This is a genomic window from Streptomyces purpurogeneiscleroticus (assembly GCF_020024005.1).
GTDB lineage: Bacteria > Actinomycetota > Actinomycetes > Streptomycetales > Streptomycetaceae > Streptomyces > Streptomyces purpurogeneiscleroticus.
Window position 1 is genome coordinate 1 of the sequence record NZ_NHSG01000308.1, and the last position, 10,471, is coordinate 10,471.

The 10,471-nt window shown below is 73.8% G+C and carries 6 protein-coding genes and 2 pseudogenes; 4 read left to right on the top strand and 4 right to left on the bottom strand.

The window, feature by feature from the left end:
• Window positions 1-2,109: sensor histidine kinase (locus CCS38_RS19890; RefSeq protein ID WP_223734651.1), on the bottom strand; the 2,109-nt coding region annotated here is incomplete at its 3' end.
• 372 nt (window positions 2,110-2,481) lie between these two features.
• On the opposite strand from CCS38_RS19890, the gene CCS38_RS19895 reads away from it, so the two are divergent.
• The 4 genes and pseudogenes from CCS38_RS19895 to CCS38_RS19910 all read left to right on the top strand — a co-directional run.
• The gene (locus tag CCS38_RS19895; RefSeq protein WP_223734652.1) at window positions 2,482-2,838 is read left to right on the top strand and encodes a hypothetical protein; all 357 of its coding nucleotides are present in this window, start codon (window positions 2,482-2,484) and stop codon (window positions 2,836-2,838) included.
• A 260-nt stretch (window positions 2,839-3,098) separates the two neighbouring features.
• The gene (locus CCS38_RS19900; RefSeq protein WP_223734653.1) at window positions 3,099-3,917 is read left to right on the top strand and encodes an IclR family transcriptional regulator; all 819 of its coding nucleotides are present in this window, start codon (window positions 3,099-3,101) and stop codon (window positions 3,915-3,917) included.
• A gap of 185 nt (window positions 3,918-4,102) precedes the next feature.
• Window positions 4,103-5,188, top strand: a complete 1,086-nt coding sequence (locus CCS38_RS19905) for an S-(hydroxymethyl)mycothiol dehydrogenase (RefSeq protein ID WP_223734654.1) — start codon at window positions 4,103-4,105, stop codon at window positions 5,186-5,188.
• 529 nt (window positions 5,189-5,717) lie between these two features.
• Window positions 5,718-6,305, top strand: a pseudogene (locus CCS38_RS19910) (phosphatase PAP2 family protein); the annotation flags it as partial.
• 90 nt (window positions 6,306-6,395) lie between these two features.
• Here the strand turns inward: CCS38_RS19910 and CCS38_RS19915 are convergent.
• From CCS38_RS19915 to CCS38_RS19925, 3 genes and pseudogenes are all read right to left on the bottom strand, one after another.
• A complete protein-coding gene (locus CCS38_RS19915; protein ID WP_223734655.1) occupies window positions 6,396-7,076 on the bottom strand; it encodes a response regulator transcription factor in 681 nt (226 codons plus the stop codon).
• The gene (locus tag CCS38_RS19920; RefSeq protein ID WP_223734656.1) at window positions 7,073-8,545 is read right to left on the bottom strand and encodes a sensor histidine kinase; all 1,473 of its coding nucleotides are present in this window, start codon (window positions 8,543-8,545) and stop codon (window positions 7,073-7,075) included. Before CCS38_RS19920 ends, CCS38_RS19915 begins: the two co-directional genes overlap by 4 nt.
• Before the next feature lie 90 nt (window positions 8,546-8,635).
• Window positions 8,636-10,471: pseudogene (locus CCS38_RS19925) on the bottom strand (hypothetical protein); the annotation flags it as partial.

The following is a 10,471-nucleotide window of genomic DNA, read 5'->3' on the forward strand; positions in this document are numbered from 1 at the left end:
CTCCTCGGTACGGCGCTGTCTACGGGGGCCGCGGAAGACGCTCTCGTCCTCCTCGGAGGCCCGCTCCGCCGCGGCGTCCGGTGCGCCGCGCTCCGGCAGCGGCACCGGTACCTGGGCGAGCGCCGCCCGCGCCCCGCCGCGTGCCGCCTCGGCCGCCGCGCGACGCAGCATCGAGCCGGTGTCCTCGCCGCGGCCGCCCTCCGAGCGCCCGTCGGGGCTCTCGGTCAGCAGCGTGCCGGGAATGAAGACGACCGCGGTGGTCCCGCCGAACGGGGAGGGCTGCAGCGAGACGCGTACACCCTGCCGCTGGGCCAGCCGGCTGACCACGAAGAGGCCGAGCCGGTCGGTGTCGGACAGCTCGAACTCGGGGGTCTCGGCGAGCCGGAGGTTGGCGTCCAGCAGCGCGTCGGGCGCCATGCCCAGGCCCCGGTCGTGGATCTCCAGAGTGAAGCCGTTGGCGACCCGCTCGCCGACCACCTGCACCGCGGTGTGCGGCGGCGAGAAGACGGTGGCGTTCTCCATGAGTTCGGCGATGAGGTGGGTGAGGTCGGAGACGGCCGGGCCCTCCACCGCGAGCCGCGGCAGCCGGCGCACCTCGATGCGCTCGTAGTCCTCGACCTCGGAGACCGCGGCCCGTACGACGTCCATGAGCTGGATGGGCTTGCGCCACTGCCGGGAGGGCGCGGCGCCGGAGAGGATGACCAGACCCTCGGCGTGCCGCCGCATACGGGTGGTGAGGTGGTCCAGGCGGAAGAGGTCGGCCAGCTCCTCGGTGTCCTCCGTACGGCGCTCCATGGCGTCCAGGAGGGTGAGCTGACGGTGCAACAGAACCTGGCTGCGGCGGGCGAGGTTCACGAAGACCTCGGAGACGCCGCGGCGCATGTCGGCCTGCTTGACGGCGGCCTCGACCGCGGCCCGCTGGAGGGTGTGCAGCGCCTGGGCGACCTGGCCCATCTCGTCCTGGGTGAACTCCAGCCGCGGCGCCTCGGTTTCCACGTCGACCTGTTCGCCCGCGGCGAGGCGGCGCATGACGCTGGGCAGCCGTACACCGGACACCTCGTGCGCGTCCTTGCGCAGCCGGCTGAGGTCCTTCACGTGCCGGCGGCCGAGCCGGAAGGAGACGATGATCGAGGCGAGCAGCGCGACGAAGCCGAGGACGCCGGCGAACGCGGCCTTGACGAGTACGGTCATCGCGGCGGGCTGCACCCGGTCCCCGAGACGGTCACCCGCGGCCCTGTCCATCCGGTCCAGGTCGCCGAGGACCTTTTGCGCGGTGGCGTGCCAGCGTTCGGCGTTGATGGCTGCGGTGGCGCCGGACGGCCCCGCCGCGATCACCGCGTCCTCGAAGGACACCAGTTCGCGCGGCTTGGCGCTGTTCCAGTAGTCCTCGAACACGGCACGTTCGGAGGCGGGCAGCGCGCTGAGGCTGGTCCTGTACAGGACCTTCCGCTCGGCCACCCGGTCGGAGAACTGCCGCAGTTCACGCTGCGGCATCGAGCCGGACACCAGCGCGGCACTGAGCAACGCGTCCTCGCGCGAGAGCGCCTCGCGCCCGCGGGTGAGCGCCACCAGCGCGGCGCCCTGCTTGGAGATGCTCGCGTCGGGCAGGAAGTGCATGCTGCCCAGGAAGACGTAGCAGGGGTCGACCAGGGCGTTGTACCGGTCGAACGCCTCGCGGCGGGTGAGGGTGTTGTTCTCCACCTGGTCGCGCAGCGCGTCCAGGCGCGAAAAGCCCTTGACGGCGGTCTGCAGCCGCGGGCCCGCGCCTCCGAGGAGGTCCTCGCGGACGTCGGAGCTCTGGGCGTTGGCGCGCAGCCGGGCCACGGCCCGGTCGGTGGCGAGGGTCTGCCGGCGCAGCTCGGTCAGCGAGCCCGCGATCCGCGGGTCGGCGAGGTAGACCAGGGTGGCGCGACGTTCCTTCTGCAGGGCCTGTACCGCGTCCTCGGTCGGGTAGCCCACCTTGTCGACGACGACCGCGACCTTCAGCAACTGGCGCGCCTCGGTGCCGGTGACGTACGTGGCGAAGGCCCACATGGCGGTCAGGGACACCAGAGGTACGAGCAGCAACGCCACGATCTTCCGGCGGATGGACTTCCCGCGAAAGCGCATGGCCTCCCCTACGTCAACCCCGGCGCGCGAGGGTGGTGTTCCGTCAACAAACGGCGCGAGCCTACTACTGTCGGGGGGTCAACTCGAAGAGCTGTCCGACGGATCGGTCCGCAGGTCAGGACCGGATGGCCACCCTTGTCCGGTGATTCCCGGACAACACGCCCGTCCGTGTGGTCTCCACCACCCCGCTCGCATCCCCTTCCGGGCCACGACTGTTGGCCGGAAAGAACCGGCCCCCGCTGTTCGCACGGCATCGGCGGTGGGCGACCATGAATCCCGGGTGACGGCGCATGGCGGCATGTACCGGAGGAAATCCGGGCAGTCACCGAACAGCCGGACAGGCGGGGAAAGTACGGGGAGAGTGACGGCTTCATGGAGCTCGGCAGAGACGGCACGCTGTGGCAGGAAGAGCCGTCGGCCCGCCCGCGTATGCCCGATCCGGTGCGTACTGCCGCGGTACGGGCCGTCATCATCGTGGCGGTGACGCTCGTCCAGGCCATGGTGGCCTTCCTCAGTACGCTCGCGGGGTCCTGGCTCGCCTTCCCCGCGGTGCTCAGCACGGTCGCCTCGACGATCGTCGCAACCTGGGGCGTACTGGATGTCTGGGTGACCCGGCAGGTGTGGATCCAGCGGCACGGCGTGGAGTCGCGCCCGAGCAGCACGGCCAGGGAGCGGCGCCGGGAGCGGCGGCGCGCACGCCGGCAGGCACGGCGCTCGGCCGCCGCCTGACCGGTATTCGACCGTCACCCGACCGGCAATCGAGCATCCCGCGGACCGACTCAGGGCCCCCTTCCGGAGGCTCGCACTCCGAAAAGCTGCGAGTAGCATCTAGCCCCCTTGGCGCCGATCGGTATGATGGTGTTGCCTATCACGCATCGCACCGCGCGATGCGCAACAGCAGGGCGCGCAACAGACCGAGCTCGGGAGCGGAGCACGACGGGCTCCCGACGACTGGCCCCCAGGGCCGACGGGCGGTGACGCACACACCCATGCCGAAAACGACCGAGACGAGCGCCAACGAGACCACCGAGGAACCCGGCGACAGCACACGCGGCGGTGCCGGCTCCGTCCAGTCCGTCGACCGGGCGGTGAGCGTGCTGGAGATCCTGGCCCGGCTGGGCGAGGCCAAAGTGACCGAGCTGGCCGAGGAACTGGGCGTCCACAAGTCCACCGCCTTCCGCATCCTCGGCGTCCTGGAGAACCGCGGGCTGGTGGAACAGGAGGGCGAGCGCGGCAAGTACTTCTTGGGCGCCGGCGTGCTCCGGCTGGCGGGCGCCGCCGCGATCCGGCTGGACATCTCGCAGGAGGGCGCCCCCGTATGCCGCGCGCTGGCCGAGGACACCGGTGAGACCGCCAACATCGCGGTACTGGACGGCGACGCGGCGGTCAACATCATGCAGGCACGCGGCGGGGCCGCGGTCACCGCGTACAACTGGCTGGGCCGGCGCACCCCGCTGCACGCCACCGCGAGCGGCAAGGTACTGCTCGCGCACCTGCCGCGGGAGCGCCGCGACAACCTCCTGACCCGCTCGCTGCCCCGCTTCACCGAGCACACCCTCACCGCCGCGCCCCTGCGCGCCCAGCTGGCCGAGGCGCTGGAGCTCGGTTACGCCTGCACGGCCGAGGAGTTGGAGATTGGCCTGAACGCCGTGGCCGCGCCGGTACGGGCGCACGACGGCGCGGTGATCGGCGCGATCGGCGTGTCCGGCCCGGCGTACCGGATGGAGCGGGAGCTGCTGCCGGAGCTCGCCGAGCGGGCCGCGAAGGCGGCGGCCGACCTCTCCCGCGCCATGGGCTACGCGGCCTGAAGAGCGCACGGGGAAGCGGGCCGAGAATCGGACGGAAAATCGGGCTGCGCGCGGGCGTCGAACCCTCTTGACGGATCGCCGCCCGAATTCCAGCATGTCTCCTATGGTGCAACAGGCCGCACTATAGGCAACAAGTACCGGCACCTACCCTCCGCCGCCCGCAGGCGCTGTCGAGGAGTGAAGACATGCCGCACGAAGCCCGCGCCGTCATTGCCGTGAAGAAGGGGGCGCCGGTCGAGGTCCTGCCGGTCCTGGTGCCCGACCCGGGCCCGGGGGAAGTGCTCGTACAGATCCAGGCGTGCGGCGTGTGCCCCACCGACCTGCGCCACCGGGACGGCGTTGCCGGTGAGGACTTCCCCTATCTGCTCGGCCACGAGGCGGCCGGCGTCGTCGAGGCGACCGGCCCGGGCTGCGGCGAGCTCGCCCCCGGCGACTACGTGGTGCTCGCCTGGCGGGCCCCCTGCGGCACCTGCCGCTCCTGCCGCCGCGGCCGCCCCTGGTACTGCTTCGACTCCCGCACCGCGCGGGACACGCCGACCCTGCTCGACGGCACCCCGCTCACCCCCGCCCTCGGCATCGGCGCCTTCGCCGAAAAGGCACTGGTCCACGCGCGCCAGGCGGTGAAGGTCGACCCGTCGGCCCGCCCCGAGGCCGCCGGGCTGATCGGCTGCGGGGTGATGGCCGGGTACGGCGCGGCGGTGTACACCGGCCGGGTGGGGAACGGCGACACCGTGGCCGTCATCGGCTGCGGCGGGGTGGGCAACGCAGCGATCGCGGGCGCCGCGCTGGCCGGCGCCCGCCGGGTGATCGCGGTGGACGTGGACGCCCGCAAACTGGACGCCGCCGAACGCTTCGGCGCCACCGACACCGTCAACTCCCGCTGGACCGACCCCGTGACGGCGGTCCGCACGCTGACCGGCGGCCACGGCACCGACGTCACGATCGACGCGGTCGGCACCCCGGAGACCTTCCGCCAGGCCCTCGACATGCGCGATCTGGCCGGCGTCCTGGTCCAGGCCGGCATCCCCGCCCGCGACCAGCACGTCGACCTCCCGCTGCACGACCTCTTCTCCCGCGGCGGCGCCCTCAAGACCTCCTGGTACGGCGACTGCCTCCCCACCCGCGACTTCCCCGTCCTGATCGACCTCCACCTCCGCGGCAAACTCGACCTGGAAGCCTTCGTCTCCGAAACGATCCCCCTGGACGACGTGGAACTCGCCTTCGGGCGGCTGCAACGAGGGGATGTGCTGCGGTCGGTGGCGGTGCTGTGAGGCCGGCCCGGGGCGGCCCGCGTCCGGGAGGTCGGAGCACCACGCGGTAGTGGGTGGTCAGGCGCCGGTCGCCGCCCAGTACGTGGAAGGCGAGGCCGGGCGGCTGCTCGCGGTCCACGGGGCTGTCGCCCTCCCAGGACATGCGCAGCGTCCAGGTGACGGCGGGCCCGACGATCAGGGGGCGGCCGGCGAAGGTCGAGGCGGTCCCGGCTATGTGGTGCACACGGTTGACGGGGCCCGGATCGGGGGTCTCCCCGAGCAGGGCCTTGCGCTGACTTGGGCAAGCGGCACCGTCACATGTGGTCCCTCCCGCGGCGGCCGGGCCGCCGGTCCATGCGGGACGGGTCTGCCGCCCGCCCCGCCCCCTGATGGAAGATCTTGATTTCCCGTCAGGTACTCAGAGTGTGCAAGGGAACGACTCGTTGGCCCCACGGCCCGGATGCCCGCTGTCAACCCTGACGAACGTCCTACCGCGCCCCGGCCGTTCGGCCCGGGCCCCCGGCCGCCGTCCTCCCTACGGTCGGTCGCCATGGAAAACGTTCTGCACTTCCCCTTCCGGCGCCGCTTGCTGGGCTCGTCCGCGGCAGCCGGTGCCGGGGCAGCCGCCGTGGCCGCGCTCTCGCCCGGCGGGCTGGGCGAGCCCGGCCCCGTACAGGTCACCGGCGGCACCTCGGCATCGGCGTACCGCTCGCTGACGGACACCGTGGCGGAGGCGCCCTCCTGGGTGGGCCCGGTCCTGGAAACGGCCACCGAGGGCACCCTCGTCGTACTCGGCCTGCTGCTCGTGTGGACGTGGTGGACCGCCGTCCGGCGCCGGGACGCCCGTGGCGTCGCCGGTACCGTCCTGACGGGGATCGCCACCGTGGCCGCCTACGCGGTCAGTGAAGCGCTGAAACTGGTGGTGGACGAGGAGCGGCCGTGCCGCGCGGTACGGGGTGCCCTGGCACTCGCCCAGTGCCCCGAGGCCGGCGACTGGTCCTTCCCGAGCAACCACGCCACCCTCGCCGCCGGGCTGGCGGTCGGGCTGGCCGTGCTGCGGCCCCGGCTCGCCGCGGTGACGCTGCCCCTGGCCGGGCTGGCGGCGCTGCTCCGAGTGGCCGTCGGAGTGCACTATCCGCACGACGTACTCGCGGGCGCGCTCCTCGGCGCCACGGTCGTGGCCATCGTGCTGCTGCTTCTCATGGCACCGGCGGTGCGGGCGGCCTCGCTACTCAGCGGACGCCGGCGGCAGGGCGATCCCGGCCTCGTGGGCCACGACGGCCGCGGCCGCCCGGTTGTCGACGCCCAGGCGGGACAGAATGGAGCTGACGTGGGCCTTGACGGTGCCCTCCGCGAGGTGCAGCCGGCGGGCGATCTGTCCGTTGGACAGTCCGCTGCCGAGGAACGCCAGCACGTCCCGTTCCCGGGCGGTGAGCGCGTCGGTCCGCTCCCGGGCGGCGGCCCGGCGGCCGGCCGCGGCCCCCGCGCCACCGGCCGCGAGATGGGCCACGACCCGCGCCGCGACCTTTGGTGACAGGTAGGCGGCGCCGTCGGCCACCGCGCGGATCCCCGCGATCAGTTCCTCGGGCTCCCCGGACTTGATGAGGAAGCCCGCGGCGCCGCCGCTCAGTGCCCTCAGGATGTACTCGTCCTCGCCGAAGGTCGTCAGCATGACGACGCCCGTGGCCGGTGCCGTCCGGCGGATCTCCGCCGCCGCCTCGATGCCGCCCAGGCCCGGCATACGGATGTCGAGCACGGCCACGTCGGGGCGGTGGCGCTGGACCAGGTCCACCGCCTGGCGTCCGTCGGCGGCCTCGGCGACGACCGCGATCTCCGGATCGCCGGCGAGCACGGCACGGACCCCCGCGCGGATCATCGGCTCGTCGTCGGCGACGAGGGCGCGGATCATCGGACGTCCGTACCGGTGAAGACGTCGGCGGAGACCAGCTCGTGCGCGCGGAAGCACAGTCGGTAGACGTCTCCCGACCGGTCGTCGAAGGGATCGGCGGTCATCGCGTAATACTCGCACGCCGTGCCCCGGCCCTTCGGCTCGGCCGCCGTGGGGCGGTGCACCGTCTGACGGCCCGGCAGGTACCGCGCCACCTCGGCCCGGTCCTGTCCGATCCGCAGCCGGGCGTAGTCCTCGGCGGCCAGCACCGTCCCGCTCGCCGACACCGCCTCCCACACCCGCAGTGAGCCGCTCAGCAGCGCCGCCGTGACCAGCGGAAGCAGCAGCGCGGCGGCCAGCGTGCGGCCGAGCCGGCGGTGCGCGCGCCGCTGTTCGGCGGGGAGGGCACCGGCCGGCGTACGCGGCGCCGTGCTGCCGGACCGGGCCGACCGGGCCGGAGCGGTGTGCGGGAACGTGGCGAGGACGGCGAAACCTTCCTCCGTGGGTCCGTAAGTGAACGTTCCGCCTGACAGCGTGACGCGCTCGTCCAGGCCCGTCAGGCCGTAGCCCGCGCCGCGTCGGGCCGGTACGGCGGCCGGCAGCGGTCCGTTCTCCACCCGCACCTCCGTCTCCCCGGCCGTGTGCCGGAGGCGGACGGCCGCCCGCGAACCCGGTGCGTGCTTGGCGACGTTGGTCAGCGCTTCCTGTACGACGCGGTGGACCGCGCGCTCGGCCATCAAGGGCAGGCCATCCGCCGCGCCTTCGATGTGCAGCTCGACCGCGAGCCCCGCGGCGGACGCCGCGTCGACCAGGTCCGCGACGCCCGCGTCGGCCGGCCGCGCCGGCGCCTCCTCCGTGTCCTGCCGCAGCACGCCGATGACCTCGCCGAGCCGTTCCACCGCTGCCGCCGCCCGGGCCCTGATGTCCTGGGCGGTCGCCCGGTGCGTGTCCGACAGGCCCGGCGCGAGCTTCAGCGCCCCGGCCGACAGGGCGATCAGGCTGAGGTCGTGGCCGAGGACGTCGTGCATGTCCTGGGCGATGCGGGCCCGTTCGCGCAGCCTGGCCTGTTCGGCGATCAGCCGCTGCTCGCGCTCCAGCCGCTCGGCGCGTTCCCAGCCGGCCCGGACGAGATCCCGGTACTGGCGCCGGAACCGGCCGACGAACCAGGGCAGCATGACGGCACCGGCCAGCACCGCCACGAACCGGCTCCCCCACGTGATCCACGTGGGCACCACGGACACCGCGAGCACGCCGGCCGCGAGCGCGGCGATCAGGGCCATCGCCACGGCACGGGTCCGCCCGCGGCGCCGCCCCGCCAGGAAGGCACAGACCGCGGTCGGCAGGAGGCACCACGGGAGCGCCAGGCTCAGGCCGCCCGCGACCGCGGCGCCGGTCAGCAGCAGGCTCCCCGGTTCGAGGAACCGCCGCACACCGGCCGTACTGCTGTCTTCCGTCGTCACGGCCCCCGCCTCGGTGATCGGTCGTCGCACGGCGCCACCCTACGAAGGACCGCGGGCCGTCCGGTACTGCCGAAAGACCTATGACGGCGGCTCTCCGCGGGGCGGCGGCGCGGATGCCGACTACCGCTCCGGCGCGGGGTCGTCCGGCGCGGCAGACGCGGCCGGTTCCTTCTCCGGGGCCCGGTCGGCCTGCGGCACGCGTGGGGCCTCCTGTTCCTCCGGTCGCTTGAACATCCGGGTCGCCGTGATTTCGCCGTGGATCGGCTCCGAGTCGGAGCGCTGCTGCGGGAGGCCGGGGCGGAGGTGTTCCTCGACGCTGATGTACTTCAGGCCCGCGCGCAGGTCCGCGTCGTTGCGCAGGCGGATGACCAGCGGGAACTCGGCGAGGGCCGTGGTGTCGAACAGGCCGGTGGTGTAGAGCAGCTGGACGCCGAGCGCGTCGGCGACGGCCCGCTGGAGCTCCAGGAGGTACGTGGCGTTGGCGCGGCCGATGGGGTTGTCCAGGAACAGCGTGCCGGCGTGCCGCTGCTTGTCGCGGCCGCGGTCGTTGCTGCGCAGCGCCGCCATCGTGCAGTACAGCGCGATGGCCGCCGTGAGCAGCTGGCCGCCGGAGAAGACGTCGCCCATCTGCCCGACGGGGACGCGCTCGGCGCGCAGTACCGCGTCCGGCTTGAGGATCTCCACGGCCACGCCGCGCGGCTGGAGCCCAGCCGCGACCCCGCGCAGCAGCAGGGACATGCCGTCCCGGCGCAGGTCGCTGTTGCGCTTGACGGCCGCGCGGGTCGCCTCGTCGATGACCTCGCCGAGCCGCTCGGTGAGCGTGGCCTGGTCCGGGTCGTCGAAGCGGATGCGCAGGAACTCCTGGCCCGACCACTCCCCCAGCCCCTCGGGCAGCCGGGACAGCCGCTGCGCCGAACGCAGCGTGGCCAGGGACGATTCCACGAGGCCGCGCAGCCGGTCGACGATGCTGTCGCGGTTGCGCTCCAGCTGCGCCAGCTCGTCGGTGAGCACCCGCAGCCGGGGCGCGAAGGCTTCCGCCCACTTCGCCGCGTGGTCGGGCAGCGCGGACGCGGGCAGCTCGCGGATCTGCTGCCGCGCCGGGGTCTTCACCGCTTCGTACTTGGTGGAGTTGGCGTGCCGTACGAGGATGTCGCTCGCCTCGCGGACCGCCGAATCGGCCGCCGACAGATCGCTCGCGCAGCCGCGCAGCGAGCGGCGGGCCTCGGCGGCGGCCTGCCGGGCCTCCTCCAGGCGGCCGCGGTACGGCTCGGGCGCTTCCTGGTCCTCCTCGGGGCCGTTGTCGCGGAGGATGTCGCGCAGCATCGCGGCGGTCTCGTCGAACCCGCCGGCCGCGTCCTCGGCGGCGCGGTGGCCGCGCAGCAGCTCGGCGTGGGTGGCGCGGGCGGTCTCCAGCGCGTCGGTGGCGGTGGCCAGTTCGGTATTGGCGCTGCGGAGCAGCTCCTTGGCGCGCTCGGCGTCGGCCGGGACCAGCTCCTCGGGCAGCTCGGTGTGCGCCTCGACGCCCTCGGGCGGCGCCAGCCGCTCCGTCTCGCCGCGCAGCCGGCCCAGCTGCTCACTGGCCGCGGAGGCCCGCGACTCCAGCATGGCGACCAGCTCCTCGGCGCGGGCCGCGGCGGCCTGCCGGGACGGGCCGTCGGCCGCGTCCGGGCTCTGCAGCAGCTGCTCGGCGCGGGTGCGGACCTTGTTGGTGAGCCGGTCCAATTCGTTGCGGGCGTTGCTCTCGTCGCCCTCGGCACGGGCCTGCTCGGCACGCAGGTCGGCGCCGACGCCGACCTTCTCGTACAGCTGGGACGCCGCACGGTACGCCTCGCGCAGGGTGGGCAGCGAGGACTCCGGTGGGGCTTCCTCCTCGCCCAGGTCGTCCGGTACGCCCGCGATCTCGGCGCGCTCGGCGCGCAGCGCGCCGAGATCGCGGGCGTACCGGACGACCTGGGC